At 75.3% G+C, this 17596-nt stretch carries 18 protein-coding genes; 8 read left to right on the forward strand and 10 right to left on the reverse strand.

The window, feature by feature from the left end; translation table 11 throughout:
- Window positions 1-27 precede the first annotated feature (27 nt).
- Window positions 28-408, reverse strand: coding sequence for a cupin domain-containing protein (locus AB0D45_RS27145; protein ID WP_362463702.1), 381 nt, complete (start codon window positions 406-408; stop codon window positions 28-30).
- Window positions 409-654: 246 nt separating this feature from the next.
- Here AB0D45_RS27145 and AB0D45_RS27150 point away from each other — a divergent pair, with 246 nt between their 5' ends.
- A complete protein-coding gene (locus tag AB0D45_RS27150) occupies window positions 655-1599 on the forward strand; it encodes a pseudouridine-5'-phosphate glycosidase (protein WP_361603088.1) in 945 nt (314 codons plus the stop codon).
- Window positions 1596-2507 carry a PfkB family carbohydrate kinase gene (locus AB0D45_RS27155; RefSeq protein ID WP_362463706.1) on the forward strand — a complete coding sequence of 304 codons (912 nt, stop codon included), beginning with the start codon at window positions 1596-1598 and terminating at the stop codon, window positions 2505-2507. Before AB0D45_RS27150 ends, AB0D45_RS27155 begins: the two co-directional genes overlap by 4 nt.
- Before the next feature lie 93 nt (window positions 2508-2600).
- Here the strand turns inward: AB0D45_RS27155 and AB0D45_RS27160 are convergent, their stop codons facing one another.
- Both AB0D45_RS27160 and AB0D45_RS27165 read right to left on the reverse strand, forming a co-directional pair.
- On the reverse strand, window positions 2601-3248 hold the full coding sequence (locus tag AB0D45_RS27160; protein WP_362463708.1) for a uridine kinase: 648 nt from the start codon (window positions 3246-3248) through the stop codon (window positions 2601-2603).
- A gap of 10 nt (window positions 3249-3258) precedes the next feature.
- Window positions 3259-3633: a cupin domain-containing protein gene (locus AB0D45_RS27165; RefSeq protein ID WP_361603097.1), complete on the reverse strand. Its 375-nt coding sequence runs from the start codon at window positions 3631-3633 to the stop codon at window positions 3259-3261.
- Between the two features lie 123 nt (window positions 3634-3756).
- Between AB0D45_RS27165 and AB0D45_RS27170 the strand changes: the two genes are divergently transcribed.
- Window positions 3757-4416 (forward strand): DUF2293 domain-containing protein, encoded by a 660-nt coding sequence (locus tag AB0D45_RS27170; protein WP_362463711.1) that lies wholly within the window; start codon window positions 3757-3759, stop codon window positions 4414-4416.
- On the opposite strand, the gene AB0D45_RS27175 is transcribed toward AB0D45_RS27170, so the two are convergent.
- Window positions 4409-5116 (reverse strand): chaplin, encoded by a 708-nt coding sequence (locus AB0D45_RS27175; RefSeq protein WP_362463714.1) that lies wholly within the window; start codon window positions 5114-5116, stop codon window positions 4409-4411. The two genes, AB0D45_RS27170 and AB0D45_RS27175, sit on opposite strands and share 8 nt — an antisense overlap.
- A gap of 126 nt (window positions 5117-5242) precedes the next feature.
- Here AB0D45_RS27175 and AB0D45_RS27180 point away from each other — a divergent pair, with 126 nt between their 5' ends.
- A complete protein-coding gene (locus tag AB0D45_RS27180; RefSeq protein ID WP_361603106.1) occupies window positions 5243-5791 on the forward strand; it encodes a hypothetical protein in 549 nt (182 codons plus the stop codon).
- On the opposite strand, the gene AB0D45_RS27185 is transcribed toward AB0D45_RS27180, so the two are convergent.
- Window positions 5772-6977 carry an SWIM zinc finger family protein gene (locus tag AB0D45_RS27185; RefSeq protein WP_362463717.1) on the reverse strand — a complete coding sequence of 402 codons (1206 nt, stop codon included), beginning with the start codon at window positions 6975-6977 and terminating at the stop codon, window positions 5772-5774. The two genes, AB0D45_RS27180 and AB0D45_RS27185, sit on opposite strands and share 20 nt — an antisense overlap.
- Window positions 6974-9841, reverse strand: a complete 2868-nt coding sequence (locus tag AB0D45_RS27190; protein WP_362463719.1) for a DEAD/DEAH box helicase — start codon at window positions 9839-9841, stop codon at window positions 6974-6976. Before AB0D45_RS27190 ends, AB0D45_RS27185 begins: the two co-directional genes overlap by 4 nt.
- A gap of 259 nt (window positions 9842-10100) precedes the next feature.
- On the opposite strand from AB0D45_RS27190, the gene AB0D45_RS27195 reads away from it, so the two are divergent.
- Window positions 10101-10715 (forward strand): hypothetical protein, encoded by a 615-nt coding sequence (locus AB0D45_RS27195; RefSeq protein WP_362463722.1) that lies wholly within the window; start codon window positions 10101-10103, stop codon window positions 10713-10715.
- 61 nt (window positions 10716-10776) lie between these two features.
- Window positions 10777-11037, forward strand: a complete 261-nt coding sequence (locus AB0D45_RS27200; RefSeq protein WP_362463724.1) for a DUF6343 family protein — start codon at window positions 10777-10779, stop codon at window positions 11035-11037.
- Between the two features lie 30 nt (window positions 11038-11067).
- Here AB0D45_RS27200 and AB0D45_RS27205 read toward each other — a convergent pair whose 3' ends face one another.
- The 4 genes from AB0D45_RS27205 to rpsA all read right to left on the reverse strand — a co-directional run bounded on the left by AB0D45_RS27205 (window position 11068) and on the right by rpsA (window position 14877).
- Complete coding sequence (locus AB0D45_RS27205) at window positions 11068-11421, reverse strand: tetratricopeptide repeat protein (protein ID WP_361603121.1); 354 nt, start codon at window positions 11419-11421, stop codon at window positions 11068-11070.
- A gap of 135 nt (window positions 11422-11556) precedes the next feature.
- Complete coding sequence (gene coaE, locus AB0D45_RS27210) at window positions 11557-12186, reverse strand: dephospho-CoA kinase (RefSeq protein WP_362463727.1); 630 nt, start codon at window positions 12184-12186, stop codon at window positions 11557-11559.
- A gap of 60 nt (window positions 12187-12246) precedes the next feature.
- Window positions 12247-13185, reverse strand: a complete 939-nt coding sequence (locus AB0D45_RS27215) for a PAC2 family protein (RefSeq protein ID WP_362463729.1) — start codon at window positions 13183-13185, stop codon at window positions 12247-12249.
- A 174-nt stretch (window positions 13186-13359) separates the two neighbouring features.
- A complete protein-coding gene (gene rpsA / locus AB0D45_RS27220; RefSeq protein WP_361603129.1) occupies window positions 13360-14877 on the reverse strand; it encodes a 30S ribosomal protein S1 in 1518 nt (505 codons plus the stop codon).
- A 364-nt stretch (window positions 14878-15241) separates the two neighbouring features.
- Between rpsA and AB0D45_RS27225 the strand changes: the two genes are divergently transcribed.
- Window positions 15242-16090, forward strand: a complete 849-nt coding sequence (locus AB0D45_RS27225; protein WP_361603132.1) for a class I SAM-dependent methyltransferase — start codon at window positions 15242-15244, stop codon at window positions 16088-16090.
- 4 nt (window positions 16091-16094) lie between these two features.
- Window positions 16095-17596: DEAD/DEAH box helicase (locus AB0D45_RS27230; RefSeq protein WP_362463733.1), on the forward strand; the 1502-nt coding region annotated here is incomplete at its 3' end.

Here is a 17596-nt window from a genome sequence, read left to right on the forward strand (position 1 = left end):
TGCGGCAGCACGGCGTCCCGGGCGGGGTCAGCAGTTGATGTGGTAGGCCTTGCGCAGCGTCTCGTGGACCGTCCAGGTGGTCCGGTCGCCCTCCCGGAGCACGCAGGCGGAGCCGGGGCCCACCTCCAGCGTCTCCCCGCCCTCGACCTCGATGGTGGCGCGGCCGCTGACCACCACGAACAGCTCGTCGGCCTCGGTGTCGGTGACCACCCCGGGGGTGATCTGCCAGATCCCCCGGATCTGCGAGCCGTCCGGCGACTCCCACAGCACCTTGCCCGTCACGACCGGGGCGCCGGAGACGATCTGTGCGGGGTCGAGGTCCTCGGCCTCCAGCTCGGAGTCGGGGAGGTCGGCGACGGGCACGGCGAAGGAGCCGGGGGCGGCGGGGCCGCGGTCACTGGTGCTCATGATCCGTCACCCTAGGGCCGCCCACCGGCCCCGCGGGGTGACCAGAGCGTCCAGCACGGGCGCGTCCGACGCGTCACTCCGTCGACCGCGCGCGCCCCAGGGGGGCGCGCACCGAGCACGGGCTGGCGGAATCGAGTTCGTCGTCGAAGCCCCGGGTGGCCGATGCGGGAACGCTACTCGGACAGGTTCGCGCCGGAGCGGGACCGGGGTGTTTGGGGGCGCGGATCCCGTGCCAGGGATGGGGACATGTCACAGCACGGAGCAACTGCATCCCCGTCCGGTGGACCGGTCCTGTCGGACGAGGTGCGCGAGGCGCTCGCCGCGCGCCGGCCCGTCGTCGCCCTGGAGTCGACGATCATCGCGCACGGCCTGCCGCGCCCGCGCAATCTGGAGGTGGGTCTCGAACTGGAGGCCCTGGTCCGGGCAGAGGGCGCGGTCCCGGCGACCGTGGCCGTGCTGGACGGCGTGGCCCGGGTGGGGCTCGACAAGGCCGCGCTGGAGCGGATCGCGGCGGGCGTGGGCGTGCGCAAACTGGGCCACCGGGACCTCGCTCCCGCCGTCGCGGCGGGCGCGACCGGCGCGACGACGGTGTCGGCGACGGCGTCGCTGGCCGCGCGGGCGGGGCTGCGGGTGTTCGCCACGGGCGGGCTGGGCGGCGTGCACCGGGAGTGGACGCGCTCGCAGGACGAGTCGGCGGACCTATCGCTGCTCGCCCGGACCCGGATCACGGTCGTGTGCGCGGGGGTCAAGTCGATCCTGGACGTACCGGCCACGCTCCAGCGGCTGGAGACGCTGGGCGTCGGTGTGGTCGGCTACCGCACGCAGCGCTTCCCCGGGTTCTACCTGGCCGACTCCGGCGAGCCGGTGGACTGGACGGTGGAGGAGCCGGAGGAGGTGGCTGCGGTGATGGCCGCCCAGGACGCCGTGGGCGGACCGGAGTCGGCGCTGCTGGTGGCCCATCCGGTGGCGGAGGCGGATCAGCTGGATCCGGCGCTGCACGACGCGGTGCTGGCCGAGGCCCTGGCCGAGTGCCGGGAGCGGGGCATCACGGGGCAGGCGGTGACGCCGTTCCTGCTGGCGTTCCTGGTCCGCGCGACCGGCGGTGCCTCGCTGGAGGCGAACCTGGCGGCGGTACGGGGCAACGTGCGGCTCGGCGCCCGCATCGCCCGGGCCTGGGCGGCCCGGGCATGACGGGGGCGGTGTCCGCACCGGGGGCGCTGCTGGTGGTCGGCGACGTGGTGACGGACGTGGTGGCGGTGCACCGCGAACCCCTGGCCCCGGCCACCGACACCGCCGCCCGCATCCGCACCCTCCCGGGCGGCGCAGGGGCCAACGCGGCCTGCTGGGCGGCCCGTACGGGTACGGCGGAGGTACGCCTCCTCGCGCGGGTGGGTGCGGAGTCGGCCCGCTGGCACGAGCGGGCGCTGGTCGAAGCGGGGGTGCGGCCCCGGCTGGTGGTGGATCCGGCGGAGCCGACGGGGACGGTGGTGGCGCTGGTCGGCGAGGACGCGCAGCGCACGTTCCTCACCGACAGCGGGGCCTCGCTGCGGCTGTGCCCGGCCGACTGGGTGCCGGCGCTGCTGGACGGTGCCGGGCACCTGCACCTGTCGGGCTACCTGTTCTTCTCGGACAGCAGCCGGGAGCTGGCCCTGGTCGCGCTGCGGGCCGCCCGGGCGCGGGGGGTGCCCGTCAGCGTGGACCCCGCCTCGGCGGGGTTCCTGGCCGAGCTGGGGCCGGAGCGGTTCCTGGAGGCGGTGGCGGGGGCCGGCGTACTGCTGCCGAACGAGGACGAGGCCCGGCTGCTGGCCGGGGTGCGGGGGCCGGCCGGAACGGCCCGGGCGGCCGAGGAGCTGAGCCGGCGGGTGCCGCTGGTGGTGGTCACCCGGGGCACCGGCGGAGCGCTCGTCGCGGAGGGCGGCCGGATCACCGCCGAGGTCGAGGCGGAGCCGGCCGAGGCGGTGGACACCACGGGCGCCGGGGACGCCTTCACCGGCGGCTTCCTCTCGGCCCGCCTGTCGGGGGCCACCCCGGCGGAGTCGGCCCGCGCGGGCTGCCGCGCGGCGGCCGGCGCGGTGACCCGCATGGGCGGCCGCCCGTAGGCCCCGCCCGGTGAGCGTCGCGGCGCGGGCCTAGGGGTGTCCGCACAGTAGCGCCGACCGCCCGCAAGGCAGGCGGGACTGGGCGGAAACCCCCTAGGTGTCCCGGAGTCCCGTCCATGCCGGGTGCCGCGGGTCGTCGGCGCGGACCAGCACGTCGGCGGCCGACTCCGGGTCCGTCTCCCGCGCGTAGCGGGCGAACGCGGGCAGCGTCCACCGCTCGGACTCCTCCGTCCGGCGGGACAGCGCACCGGCGGAGAGGCTGATGTGCACGCTGAGGTCGAAGGGGAACCAGTGCCCCAGCAGCAGCGGCCCGTGCACGATCAGCACACCGCCCGGCGGGAGTTCGGCGTAGGGGCTGCGGGTGGCCCGGTCGGTCACCGGGTCCCACAGGTCGGGCAGGACCCGCCCGCTGCCGCCGGGATCCGTCGGGCCGAACACCTCCCGCCACAGGGCTCCGGTGTCGTACCAGCCGCCGAGGTACGCGTCCACGTCCTCGCGCCCGAACTCGTAGCGGAGCGAGGCCGGCCGCAGGAAGCCGCCGACCGGTACCACGAGCACCGACCGGCCGCGCAGGCGCAGCGCGCCGGCGAGTTCCTCCGCGAGGATGCCGGTTCCGGCGGCGGGCGCCCCGTCGATGCCGACGCGCTGCCAGGCCGCCTGCCCGGCGGGGGCCGGGGAGCCGTCGAGGCGGCCGGCGAGCCGCTCGGCCATCCGCTGCCAGGTGATCGCTTCGAGCTTCACCGGACCATTGTCAGCCGTGGGCGCCGGCCGCCGGGCAGAGGCAGGGCGCGGCGCCCGGCGGGGCCGGCGCGGGGACCGACCACGGGTCGTCGTCGGCGAGCGCGCAGGTCACCTGGAGGACGACGGGCCGGGAGCCGAGGTTGCGGCCGGCGTGCGTGTTCCGGACACCCGCCGGCTCGACGAAGGTGGCCCCCGCCGGATGCACCTCGACGGTGCCGTCGGGCAGGAACCTGGTCAGGGTCCCGGACTTGACCACCGCCATGAGCGGCACGTGGTGGTAGTGCCATCCCGTGCACTCACCAGGTGCTATGACGACCTCCCGGCCGGTGAGGCCCGAGGGCACCGCCGCTCTCGTGCGGCGTGCCGTCGCCTGTCGTCCCCCCATGTGCTCCTCCTCGCCAGGGGCTCACGGTAGACGGACCTCATGACATTCAGTCGGATTTTATGAAAGACCAACGACCTTGCCCCGCGAGGTGATAAGGGGCTCGGCGGGCGGTATCCCCACCCCATGAGTCTCGTCGTCTTCGAGGTACAGAAGCCGATCCACTGCGCCGCGTGCCGGCGGGGGCCGCTGCGGCACCTCGTCCGCGAGTCCGGGGTGCCCCGCTGCCTGGACTGCGCCGACCTCGGCCATCTCGTCTACCTGCCGCGCGGCGACGCGGCGCTCACGCGCCGGGCGCGCGAGGCCAGTTCGCTGCACGCCGTCGTGGTGCGCCGGCACCGCGGCCGCCGCCGCTACGAGCGCCAGGGGCTGCTGGTGGAGGACGCCGCGCTGGTCCGCGCCGAGCGCGCCTGCCTCGCCGACGCCGATGCCCGGGCCCGCCGCCGGGAGCGGGACCGGCTGCGCCGCGCGGCCGAGGACGTCCGGTTCACCGCGGCGTTCGCCGCGGAGATACGGCGGCTGTTCCCCGGATGCCCGGCCGACCGCGCCCAGGCGATCGCCGCCCACGCCTCGGTGCGCGGCAGCGGCCGGGTCGGGCGTACCGCCGCCGGCCGGGCGCTCGACGAGCAGGCGGTGTCGGTGGCGGTACGGGCCGCGGTGCGGCACACCGACACCGAGTACGACGCGCTGCTGATGGCGGGGGTGCCCCGGTTCGCGGCGCGGGCCCGGCTGGCGGCGCGGATCGACGCGATCCTGGACGGCTGGCGCGCGGGGCCCCTCAGTTGAGGCGGAAGCGGCGGTAGAGGAGCGCTCCGCCGAGCAGCAGGGCACCGCCGCCGGGCACCAGGTAGCCGAGGCCGTCGGAACCGGTGTGGGCCAGGGCCGCCGGAGCCTGCCCCTGGTGGGAGGAGGCGGGCGGTGCCGGAGGGGTCGCGGGCCGCGGGGCGACGGGCGGCTGGGCGGCGGGCGGCTGGACGGCGGGCGGCTGGGCCGGCTTCCCGCCGGTCGGGGTCTCGCCGTTCACGGAGGTGTTCCCGTGGGTGCCGTTGCCGACGCCGACGACGTTGACCGAGTTCCCGCTGACGTTCAGCGGGAGATCGACGGGAAGCTGGATCCCGTTGCCGGACAGCAGGCCGGGGGAGCCCTGCGCGCTTCCCCCGGCTGTCGCCCCTCCCCCGTGGCCGGACCCCGGTTTCGAGGGATGGGAGGGCCGCGGGTCCGGCTTCCCCGCCTCAGGCGCGGCGTTCGTACAGCCGTTGCCGGCGGCGGGGTTGAGGAGGCCGACCACGTTCACGGTGTTCCCGCACACGTTCACCGGGGTGTGCACGGGCAGCTGCACCAGGTTCCCGGAGAGCAGCCCCGGGGAGCGCTCGGCCTGCCCGGCCGCGTCGGCGTCGGCGTGCGCGAGGCCGCCCACCCCCGCGACCGCCAGTCCGCCACCGGCGACCATCGCCGCGATCAAGCCGTTCCGACGACTGTGACGCATCAGTTTTCCTGCCTTCCGGAGGGTTCAAGGGCATCGCGCCCGCACCGGAGACAACGCGGTAAACCCATTCGGGTTATAGAGCCGATAGGCATTTCACTCCATCGTGTACTGGGTAGTGCCTACGTCATGACGGAACGACCGCTCCTCCTGCTCGACGTGGACGGCCCGCTCAACCCCTTCCGGTCCCGCCTCGCCGGTCTGCGCGGCTATACGAGCCACCGGATGCGGCCGGAGGTCTGGCTCTCCTACCGCGACCCGCGGTCCCGCCGGGCGAGGCGCGGCGTCCGGGTGCGCCTGCATCCCGCCCACGGCGCCCGGCTGCGGGCCCTGCCCTACGACCTCGCCTGGGCCACGGCCTGGACGCACGAGGCCAACACCCTGATCGCCCCGCACATCGGGCTCCCCGCCGATCTCCCGGTGGTGGAGTGGCCGGAGCTCTTCGCCCGGGACCCGGACGGCCTCTTCTGGAAGACCCGCCCGATCCTCGCCTGGGCGGCCGGCCGGCCGTTCGCCTGGGTCGACGACATGATCACCGCGCAGGACCGGGCCTGGGTCGCCGCGCACCACCCGGCTCCGAGCCTCCTGCTGCGCATCCACCCCCGCCACGGGCTGCGCGAGCGGGACTTCGCCACCCTGGCCGCCTGGGCGGGCGGGATCAGCGCAGCAGGGCGGTGACCGGGTCGGGTGACGGGGTGCCGGTGGGCCACCAGTCGGCGGCGTCCGGGCGGGACTCGTAGGCGTACCAGAGGCCCTCGCGGCTCAGGCGCAGCTGGCGGGTGCGGGCGGTGAGGCGGTTGTGCTCGGGGCGGAAGGAGCCCTGGCCGGCGGCGAGCAGGGCGGGGCGGGCCCGGTCGAAGGGGCCGGCCGGGGGGTCCCAGAGCTCGTCGAGGACGACGAGCGCGGGCAGGCCGCCCTGGCGCCAGGCCGCGGCGGCGCGGGCCAGGTCCGTGGTGCTGCGGCCGGTGGCCCGGGCCAGGTCGCGGTAGAGGGTGCGGGCGGAGCCGGTGAGGCCCGAGGTGGGGTGCCCGGAGGCCAGCCGGACGGCGTCCTGCCAGAGGGTGAGCCCGGCGAGGGGGTCCTCGCCGGTCGCGAGCAGGGCCAGGGCGCGGGCGGCCGCGTCGGTGGCGAGCTGGTCCAGGGCCAGCGGGTCCGGCGCGGCCGGATCGGCGGGGTAGGCGGGGGGCAGGCCGGCGGCGGCGGGTGCGGTGAGCGGTGCCGGCAGCGGCGGCGGGCCCGTGCGGGCGAGCGCCGCGCGGGCCGGGGTGCCGGGGAAGTCCGGCGCGGCGTCGGGCTGTTCGCGCGCCGCGTGGGCGGCGTTGCGCCGGGCCAGGTCGTCGAGGAGCTCGCGCTCGCCGCGGCCGCGCAGGAGCAGCAGGACGAACGGGTCGGCGTCGAGGAGCCGGGCCGCCCGGTAGCAGAGGGCCGCGGCGTGCTTGCAGGGCGGGCGGCCGGTGTCCGGGCAGGAGCAGCGCGGGACGAGCTCACCCGCGCCGGGCAGCACGGTCTGCGCGAGGGACTGCGGAACCTCCCGCTCCAGCAGGGCTGCGAGGGCCGAGGGGTCCGCGGCCACCGTCTCCAGCAGTGCGGACCACTCGGCGTCGGCGAAGGCGCCCAGGGACAGTTCCGTGCGGTAGGGGCGGGCCCGGCTGCCGCGGACGTAGGCCACGATCCGGCCCGGGGTGACCGTGACCGCCTCGACATGGCCCTCGGCGGCGTACGCGTGCCCGCGCTGGAGGCGGGCCGCGTCCTGCGCGCGCGCCTCCAGGGCGGCCACCCAGGCCCGGCCCCACCACGTCGCGGCCTCCACCCCCGGGGGAACGGTCTCGAAGGTGCGGCGGCGGTCGTCCCGCGCGGTGATCACGCCGGCCTCCGCAGGGAGACGAGATCGGCCAGCTCGCGGTCGGTCAGCTCGGTCAGCGCCGACTCACCGGAGCCGAGGACCGCGTCGGCCAGGGCCCGCTTGGCCTCCAGCAGTTCGGCGATGCGGTCCTCGACGGTGCCTTCGGCGATGATGCGGTGCACCTGGACCGGCTGGGTCTGGCCGATGCGGTAGGCGCGGTCGGTGGCCTGCTCCTCGACGGCGGGGTTCCACCAGCGGTCGTAGTGCACGACATGGCCCGCGCGGGTGAGGTTGAGGCCGGTACCGGCGGCCTTGAGGGACAGCAGGAAGACGGGCACCTCACCGGACTGGAAGCGGTCGACGAGTTCCTCGCGGCGGGGCACGGGGGTGCCTCCGTGCAGGAGTTGGCAGGGGATGCCGCGGGCGGTGAGGTGCTGTTCCAGGATCCGGGCCATGGTCACGTACTGGGTGAAGACCAGGACCGAGCCGTCTTCCGCGAGGATCGTGTCCAGCAGCTCGTCCAGCAGGGCGAGTTTGCCCGAGCGGTGCGCGATGCGCGGCTCGGCCCCCCGCGGGCCGTGCCCGCTCCGGCCGTGCTCCTGCGGGACGGGTTCCTTCAGGTACTGCGCGGGGTGGTTGCAGATCTGCTTGAGCGAGGCCAGCAGCTTCATGATCATGCCGCGGCGCTCGATGCCCTCGCTCGCCTCGATCACGGCCATCGCCTCGTCCACCGCGGCCTGGTAGAGGGAGACCTGCTCGCGGGTCAGGGACACCGGATGGTCCGTCTCCGTCTTCGGGGGCAGCTCGGGGGCGATGCCGGGGTCGGACTTCTTGCGGCGCAGCAGGAACGGCCGGACCAGGGCGGCCAGCCGGGCCACCGCCGCCTCGTTCCCGCCGTCCTCCTCCTGCTGGTGCTCCACCGGGCGGGCGTGGCGGGCCCGGAAGGCGGTGAGCGGGCCCAGCAGCCCCGGGGTCGTCCAGTCGAGCAGCGCCCACAGTTCGGAGAGGTTGTTCTCGACGGGGGTTCCGGTGAGGGCCACGCGGGCCGGGGCCGGGATGGTGCGCAGCGCCTTCGCCGTCGCCGAGTGCGGGTTCTTCACGTGCTGGGCCTCGTCCGCGACGACCATGCCCCAGTCCTGCTCGGCCAGCCGGGCGGCCGCGGCCCGCATCGTCCCGTACGTGGTGAGGACGAAGCCGCCGGCCAGGCCGTCCAGGCTGCGGCCCGCGCCGTGGAAACGGCGTACGGGGGTGCCGGGGGCGAACTTCTCGATCTCGCGCTGCCAGTTGCCCAGCAGGGACGCCGGGCAGACGACGAGGGTGGGCTCGGGCCGGTCCCGGTGCAGGTGCAGGGCGATCAGGGTGACCGTCTTGCCCAGTCCCATGTCGTCGGCGAGGCAGCCGCCCAGCCCCAGCGAGGTCATCAGGTCCAGCCAGGCCAGCCCCCGCAGCTGGTAGTCCCGCAGGGTCGCCTTCAGGCCGGCGGGCGCCGGCACCGGGGCCAGGTCCCCGGTCAGGCGGTCCCGCAGCGCGGCCAGCGCCCCCACGGGGACCGCCGGTACCGTCTCTCCCGCCACCTCGGCCGTGCCGGTCAGTACCGTGGCGAGCGCGTCCACCGGGTCCAGCAGTCCCAGCTCCCGCTTGCGCGCCTTGCGCACGAGCGCGGGATCGACCCGCACCCACTGGTCCCGCAGCCGCACGACGGGCCGGTGGGCCTGCGCGAGGGCGTCCATCTCGCCCGGGGTGAGCCGGTCTCCGCCCAGGGCCAGTTCCCAGGAGAAGGAGAAGAGGGCGGCCGCGTCGAAGAAGGCGGTGCCGTCGGTGGCGGAGCCGGGCGCGGCCGGCCGTACGACGGCGGTCGCGGTGAGCGTACGGGCCAGCTCGCGCGGCCAGTGCACCACCACCCCGGCCGCCGCCAGCCGCGTCGCGGCGATGCCCAGCAGGTCCTCCAGCTCCGGGTCGGACAGCGCGAGGGCGTCCGGCACCGGCTGGTCGAGCAGGCGCAGCAGCGGGGGCCAGACCCGGGCGGCCCGGCGCAGCGCGAGCACGGCGTCGATCCGGGCGCGCGGGCCGAATCCGGCGGCCGCCGCCCCGGCCCACAGCTGCGCCGCGTCGGTGACCAGGGTGGGGTCGGCGAGGCTGTGGACCTGGACCACGGCGGCTCCGGCGCGGCGGACCTCCTCGGGCTCGGCCTCGTCGAACAGGCGGAAGGAGGACAGGTCGAGCCGCAGCGAGATCCCCACCCCCGCGTCGGCGCCGGCCGCGACCTGAGCGGCCCACTCCTGTATGCCGGGCACCCGCTGCGGCTCCAGCGCGGCGAAGGGCCGGCCGGCGGCGTACGGCGCGGCGGGCGTCCGGGGCAGCACGTCGGCGACGGCGTCGAGGAAGGCCCGCACCAGGGCCTCCGGTTCGGGCAGCGCGAGCGGGCGGCGGCCGGCGAGCGGGGTGGCGTACGCCTCGTACGGCAGGGCGGCGGCGACGGCGCGCAGGTACCCCACGTCCTCGGCGTCCAGCGGCCCGGCGCGCCAGGCGTCGACACCGTCGGCGGTGAGCCCGGGCAGCAGACGGCCCCGGGCGGCGAGGGAGAGCGCCTGCGTGGCGGCGGTGCCCCAGGCGCGGGCCGCGGGGTGGGCGGCGGGGCTGCGGGCCGCCCGCACCAGCACCGGCAGGGCGGCGGCCACGGACAGCGCCACCGCGGGCACCTCACGGGTGCGGACGCCGTCGCCGTGCGGCCGGACCACCTTGAGCGGGTACGGGGTCCCCGTCTCGGGCAGCGGGCCGCCCTCGGGGCACCAGAAGGCCACCCGCCCCTCCCGGGGTACGGCGGCGGGGAGGAACACCGCGGCATGGCGCGGCGACGACGGCTGCGGCGGCGGCTGCGCGGTCACGGGTCCCCCTCCCTGCTGCTCGGCTCCGCCCGGTCATGGCGGATCCACTCCAGCCGAGTCTAGGCGCGCCCACTGACAACCCCCGCTGACCTGCGCATACGGGCCCCCTCCGTGGGCGCCGGCCCGGCCGGGGGATGCCCCGTGTCACGGTTCCGTCCCGAACCGCAGGCGGCGGCCCGTGCCGGGGAAGGCTCTCCGGGCGGTCGTACCCCGGCCGCGTCCCGAACCGTCCCGACCGCATCCCGCAGGGGGAGACTCCGTGTTCCGACGTTCCAGCGCCCCGGCCCTCGCCACCACCGTCCTCGCGGCGGCCGCAGCCCTCGTCCTCACCGCCCCGGCCACCGCCACGGCGGCCACCGCACCCGGGTTCCTGGCCGGCGCCGACCTGCCGCCGCACCCCTCCTCCCCCTGGTACCCGGGCAAGGTCACCAGGGGGCTGCCCGAGAACGCGCCCTTCTGCCTGGACGGGGTCCTGCCGGCGGGCGGCAGCTGGCACCGGACCTTCGGTACGGAGTTGGACACGGGCGCCGTGCAGATCTCCGTACGGGCCGCCTCGGACGCCGCCGCGGCCAGGCTCGCGGCCGCTCTGGAGCGCAAGGTGGCCGCCTGCGCCGCCGACTGGCTGCGCGCGAACCCGGGCGGGACGGCCTCCTGGCAGGACTACGGCAGGCTGGCCGTCGAAGAGGGCGCCCACGTCTACGGGGTCGGCGCCTCCGTCCCGGACTCGGAGCCGGGCGTGCACCTGTACGGGATCGGGCGCGACGGCTCCACCGTGACCGTCGTGAAGTGGGGGCAGATGGGCAACCTGCCCGACGCGCCCGTGCCCGCCTTCAGGAAGACGACCACGACGGCGGTGGACAAGCTCAACCCCTGACCCGCCCCACCCCGCGTGGGACCATGGAAGCAAGGCTTCCACCCAGGGCGAGGTGATGGCCATGCGTACCGGAAACGAGCCGGTGACCGCCCGCAGTCCGCTGCGGCTGCGGTTCTGGCTGAGCCTGTGGGGGCTGGTCTGGGCCGCCGGCGGGGCGGCCGCGTTCTCGCTGGCCGCCCGCACCGGGTGGGCGGCCGCCTGCGCGGCGCTCGCGCTGGTGGCGGCCGTCGACCTGGCCGTCGTCGTCCGGCACATGCACCAGGGCCCCCACTACCAGCCGGGCCCGGACGTCCCCCCGTACGAACCCCCGCGCAGCCGCTGAACCGCCGGCGTCCCCCTTCCGGGCGCCGGCTCAGCGCTCGAAGCGGGCCGCCTCCAGGTACTCGGGCTGCGGATCGAGGGCGGCGGCGAGCCGGAAGTGGCGCCGGGCCTGTTCCGGGCGCCCCGACCGCTCGTGGGTGCGGGCGAGCGCGAAGTGGGCGAAGGCGTTGTCCGGCTCCCGCTCCAGCACCAGCTCGAACTCCAGCTGTGCGGGCCGCAGCTGGGCCGCCGCGAAGAAGGCGCGGGCGCGCAGGAGGCGGGCCGCGGTGTTCTCGGGGTGGGCGGCTATGACGGAGTCGAGCAGCCGGACCGCGCCGCGCGGGTCCCGGGCGGCCAGCAGCTGCTCGGCGGCCCGGTAGTCGATGACGTGCGTTTCGGGACTCACAGAACCGGATGATCCGGCTCCGGACGATTCCCCGGGTCCGGATCCGGGTCCGGTGGACGGCGGCGGGGGCGTGGTATCGGACACGGTGTCTTTCCTTCCCTCTACGGGCGCGTTCAACGCACCCCGCCGCTCCCCCTATTCCGCGGGCCCGGCGCCCTCGGCGGCGCTCCGCGCGGCCCGCTCGGTGAGCTCTTCCCACACCTTGCGCACCTGCGGTTCCAGCGCCTCCAGCGGCCCGTCGTTGTCGATCACGAGGGTGGCCACCGCCAGCCGCTGCTCCCGCGTGGCCTGGGCGGCCATCCGGGCCCGCGCCTCCTCCTCGGCCATCCCGCGCAGCGCGGTCAGCCGGGCCAGCTGGGTGCCGGGGGCCGCGTCCACGACCACGACCAGGTCGTACAGCGGCGCGAGCCCGTTCTCCGCCAGGAGGGGTACGTCGTGCACCACGATCGCGTCGGGCCCCGCCGCCCGCTCCAGCTCGGCGGACCGGGCCCCCACGAGCGGGTGCACGATGGCGTTCAGGATCCGGAGCTTCGCCGGGTCGGCGAAGACGACGGCACCCAGACCGGGGCGGTCCAGGCGGCCGTCGGCCGTGAGCACGGACTCCCCGAAGGCCTCCACCACGGCCGCGAGCCCGGGCGTGCCCGGCTCCACGACCTCCCGCGCGATCCGGTCGGCGTCCACGACGACCGCCCCGTACTGCGCCAGCAGCCGCGAGACCTCGCTCTTGCCGGCTCCGATTCCGCCCGTCAGGCCCACTTTCAGCATGGTCAGCACCCTAGGCGGTGCCGCGCCGCCGGGGAACAGCGGCCGGCGTCGGGCAGCGTGCTACGCCTCGCCCTCGCGCTCCGCCAGGAACCGCTCGAACTCCCGGCCGATCTCGTCCGCGGAGGGGATCTCGGCCGCTTCGGCGATCATGTTGCCCCGGGTCTCGGCCCCGGCCGCGGCGTCGTACTGGTGCTCCAGTCCCTGGACCAGGCTGACGAGTTCCTCGTCGCCCTCGCGGATCTGCCGGTCGATCTCCGTCTGGGTCCGGTGCGCCTCGGTGCGCAGGGCGTGCGCGACGGCCGGCAGGACGAGCCCGGTGGCGGCCGTGATCGCCTCCAGCACGGTCAGGGCCGCGTCGGGGTACGGGGAGCGGGCGACGTAGTGCGGTACGTGTGCGGCGACGCCGAGGACGTCGTGCCCGGCCTGGGCGAGGCGGAACTCGACCAGCGACTCCGCGCTGCCCGGTACCTGGGCCTCGTCGAAGGGGCTGCGGTGGCCGGGCATCAGGTCGGTGCGGTTGCCGTGCGGGGTGATGCCGACGGGCCGGGTGTGCGGCACGCCCATCGGGATGCCGTGGAAGTTGACCGAGAGCCGGACCCCGAGCCGCTCCACGATCTGCCGGACGGCCACGGCGAAGCGCTCCCACTCCACGTCCGGCTCGGGGCCGGAGAGCAGCAGGAAGGGCGCGCCGGTGGCGTCCTGGACGAGGCGCACCTCCAGGCGGGGCTCCTCGAACTCGGTCCAGTGGTCGCGCTGGAAGGTCAGCAGGGGGCGGCGCGCCCGGTAGTCCACCAGCCGGTCCGCGTCGAAGCGGGCCACCACCTGGTGGGGCAGGGTGTCCAGGAGCCGTTCGACGATCTGCTCGCCGGTCTCGCCCGCGTCGATGTACCCCTCGAAGTGGTAGAGCATGACCAGTCCGGCCGAGTCCTGGGCGAGCGCCAGGTCTGCCACCGCCAGACCCTTGGCATCCCATTCGTACAGACCCTGTGGATCAAGCACCGTCACCACTCCTCCCTCGCGCCGTGTTCTCTGCACAGAACGTCCAAGGTCGCGCCCCCATTCCCCGGTTGGCCGCATTCACAGAAACGCAACGCGACGAGGCCCGCCCCCCGAAGGGGACGGGCCTCGTCGTTCTGCTCAGCTCAGCTCACACCGGAGTGCGATGCGCTGCGATCAGCTCTGGCCGCCGGCCAGCTTCTCGCGGAGCGCGGCCAGGGCCTCGTCCGACGCCAGGGCGCCGGAGGTCTCGTCCGCACCCTCGGAGGAGTACGAACCGCCACCCGAGACGCCCGCACCGGCGTTGCCACCGGCGGCCGGGGCGGCAGCGCCCTCGGCGGCAGCGGCCTCGTCGGCCTCGCGGCTCTTGATGACCTGCGCCTGGTGCTGCTCGAAGCGGACCTGCGCCTCGGCGTACTGGCGCTCCCACGTCTCGCGCTGGGTCTCGTAGCCCTCGAGCCAGTCGTTGGTCTCGGGGTCGAAGCCCTCGGGGTAGATGTAGTTGCCCTGGTCGTCGTAGGACGCGGCCATGCCGTACAGGGTCGGGTCGAACTCGACCGACGCCGGGTCGGCACCGAAGGACTCGTTGGCCTGCTTCAGGGACAGCGAGATCCGGCGACGCTCGAGGTCGATGTCGATGACCTTGACGAAGATCTCGTCGTTGACCTGGACGACCTGCTCCGGGATCTCCACGTGGCGCTCGGCCAGCTCGGAGATGTGGACCAGACCCTCGATGCCCTCGTCCACGCGGACGAACGCACCGAACGGAACCAGCTTGGTGACCTTACCCGGGACGACCTGGCCGATCTGGTGGGTCCGGGCGAACTGCTGCCACGGGTCCTCCTGCGTCGCCTTCAGCGACAGGGAGACGCGCTCGCGGTCCATGTCCACGTCGAGGACCTCGACGGTGACTTCCTGACCGACCTCGACGACCTCGGACGGGTGGTCGATGTGCTTCCAGGAAAGCTCGGAGACGTGCACGAGACCGTCGACGCCGCCCAGGTCCACGAAGGCACCGAAGTTGACGATCGAGGAGACGACGCCGGAGCGGACCTGACCCTTCTGCAGGGTGGTGAGGAACGTCTGGCGAACCTCGGACTGGGTCTGCTCGAGCCAGGCGCGGCGGGACAGGACCACGTTGTTGCGGTTCTTGTCCAGCTCGATGATCTTCGCCTCGAGCTCCTTGCCCACGTAGGGCTGGAGGTCGCGGACGCGGCGCATCTCGACGAGGGAGGCCGGCAGGAAGCCGCGGAGGCCGATGTCGAGGATGAGACCACCCTTGACGACCTCGATGACGGTACCGGTGACGATGCCGTCTTCTTCCTTGATCTTCTCGATCGTGCCCCAGGCACGCTCGTACTGAGCGCGCTTCTTGGACAGGATCAGGCGGCCTTCCTTGTCCTCCTTCTGGAGAACCAGGGCCTCGATCTCGTCGCCGACCTTGACGACCTCGTTCGGGTCGACGTCGTGCTTGATCGAGAGCTCGCGGCTCGGGATCACGCCTTCCGTCTTGTAACCGATGTCGAGGAGAACCTCGTCCCGGTCCACCTTGACGATGACGCCGTCGACGATGTCGCCGTCGTTGAAGTACTTGATCGTCTCGTCGATCGCCGCGAGGAACGCGTCCGCGTCGCCGATGTCGTTGACCGCTACCTGCGGAGGGGTGGTGGCGGTGGTCTCGGTGCTGCTCGTCATGTGGGAAAGGGCTCCGGTTACGGACAGAAAGTCGTAGGTACTGCTACGCCGGGAGCCCTTATCGGCATCTGCCGAAGCCGGACAGCCAAGGAAGCCCCGAATCCGCTGGAGCGGTAGGGCCTCGAAAACCGAGGGGACATCAACAGAAGCAAGCGCAGCCTGCTAGGTCTGAGGAGCACAGGCTCGCAGCGCAACTTGTAGCATACGGGGGCAGCCGGACAGGGTCAATGCGCGAAGGCGCACACCGCGGGCAGATCACCGCATAACCGGCGCAATTCGTGGGCGGTGACGCGGCGATGAGCGATCCGCAAACTTCCCGCCAGCCGCATCTTCCAGCCATACGCAGACTACGACGACGGGCCCCATGAACCAAGAGGACTACGCCCCCGAAGACGCGCCCGGGACGGCCGGCGCCGCCGAGGAGGACGCCGAGGCCACGCGGCGTGACGCGGGCGAGGCGGAGAGCAGCCGCGCGAGCCGCGGCTGGTGGGACCGCAACGCCGACGAGTACCAGAGCGAGCACGGCGCGTTCCTGGGCGACGACCGCTTCGTCTGGGGGCCCGAGGGCCTCGACGAGGCGGACGCCGCGCTGCTGGGCCCGGCCGCCTCCCTCAAGGGCAAGGACGTCCTGGAGATCGGCGCCGGCGCCGCGCAGTGCTCGCGCTGGCTCGCCGCCCGGGGCGCCCGCCCGGTCGCCCTGGACCTCTCCCACCGCCAGCTCCAGCACGCCCTGCGCATCGGCGGCGACGTGCCGCTCGTGGAGGCCGACGCGGGGAGGCTGCCCTTCCGCGACGGCTCCTTCGACCTCGCCTGCTCCGCGTACGGGGCCGTCCCCTTCGTCGCCGACCCGGTGAACGTGATGCGGGAGGTGCACCGCGTCCTGCGGCCCGGCGGCCGCTGGGTCTTCTCCGTCACCCATCCGCTCCGCTGGGCGTTCCCCGACGAGCCGGGCCCCGAGGGGCTCTCGGTCTCCGCCTCCTACTTCGACCGGACGCCGTACGTCGAGCAGGACGAACAGGGCCGCGCGGTGTACGTGGAGCACCACCGCACCCTCGGCGACCGGGTCCGGGACGTGGTCGCGGGCGGGTTCCGCCTGGTGGACCTGGTCGAGCCGGAGTGGCCCGCCTGGAACGCCCAGGAGTGGGGCGGCTGGTCCCCGCTGCGCGGCAACCTGATCCCCGGCACCGCGATCTTCGTGTGCGAGAGGGACTGATCCCTTGATCCGCCAGGCCTCCCTCGACGCCCTTCCCGTACGGGAGGCGGTGCCCGCGCTCGTCTCCGCGCTGGACGCCCACGGCACCGCGGTGCTCTGCGCGCCGCCCGGCACCGGCAAGACCACGCTGGTGCCGCTGGTGCTGGCCGGCCTGGTGGGCGGCGGGCCACGGCGCCGGGTCGTGGTCGCCGAGCCCCGCCGGATCGCCGCCCGGGCGGCGGCTCGGCGGATGGCGTGGCTGCTGGGCGGGGCCGTCGGCGGGGCGGTGGGCTTCACCGTGCGCGGCGAGCGGGCCGTGGGCCGGGACACGGTCGTGGAGGTGGTGACCACCGGGGTGCTGCTCCAGCGCCTCCAGCGCGACCAGGAGCTGGCCAGCGTCGACGTGGTGGTCCTGGACGAGTGCCACGAGCGGCACCTGGACGCCGACACCGTCGCCGCCTTCCTGCTGGACGTACGGGAGACCCTGCGCCCGGAGCTGCGCCTGGTGGCGGCTTCGGCGACGACCGACGCGGCCGGCTGGGCCCGGCTGCTGGGGGACGCGCCGGTGGTGGAGGCCGCCGGGGTGGCGCACCCGGTGGAGACGGTGTGGGCGCCGCCGGCCCGGCCGGTGCGGCCGCCGCACGGGATGCGGGTGGATCCGGCGCAGCTCGCGCACGTGGCCTCGGTGGTGCGCCGGGCCCTGGCGGAACGGTCCGGCGACGTGCTGTGCTTCCTGCCCGGCGTCGGCGAGATCGCCCGGGTCGCGGGGCAGCTGGCCGGCATGGACGCGGAGGTGCTCCAGGTCCACGGCCGGGCTCCGGCGGCGGTGCAGGACGCGGCGCTGACCGCCTCGGCGCACCGCCGGGTGATCCTGTCCACCGCCGTCGCGGAGTCGAGCCTGACCGTGCCGGGCGTCCGCGTGGTCGTGGACTCCGGGCTGGCCCGCGAGCCCCGGGTGGACCACGCCCGGGGGCTGGGCGCGCTGGCGACCGTACGGGCCTCCCGCGCGGCCGGCCGGCAGCGGGCGGGCCGGGCGGGACGCGAGGCGCCGGGGACGGTGTACCGCTGCTGGTCCGAGGCGGAGGACGGGCGGCTGCCCGCCTTCCCCTCCCCCGAGATCCGGATCGCGGACCTGGCGCAGTTCGCGCTCCAGGCCGCCTGCTGGGGCGACCCGGACGCCGCCGGGCTGGCGCTGCTGGACGCGCCGCCCGCCGGAGCGATGGCCGCCGCCCGGGAGGTGCTGGTGGCCGTCGGCGCGGTGGACGGCGCCGGGCGGGCGACCCCGCGCGGGCTGCGGATGGCCCGGCTGGGGCTGCACCCGCGGCTGGCGCGGGCCCTGCTGGACGGCGCCGGGGCGCTGGGCGCGCGGCGGGCCGCGGAGGTGGTGGCGCTGCTGAGCGAGGAGCCGCCGCGGGAGTACGGGGACGCGCGCAGTGGCCAGCAGGTCCAGACAGACCCGCCCGGAGTCGAACCACATGCCCGTCACCGCCTCGGTCACCTCGGTCGCCGTGGGTCGCCTCCCCAGAG

Origin of the sequence: Streptomyces sp. NPDC048352 (assembly GCF_040651895.1) — a bacterium.
Lineage (GTDB): Bacteria > Actinomycetota > Actinomycetes > Streptomycetales > Streptomycetaceae > Streptomyces.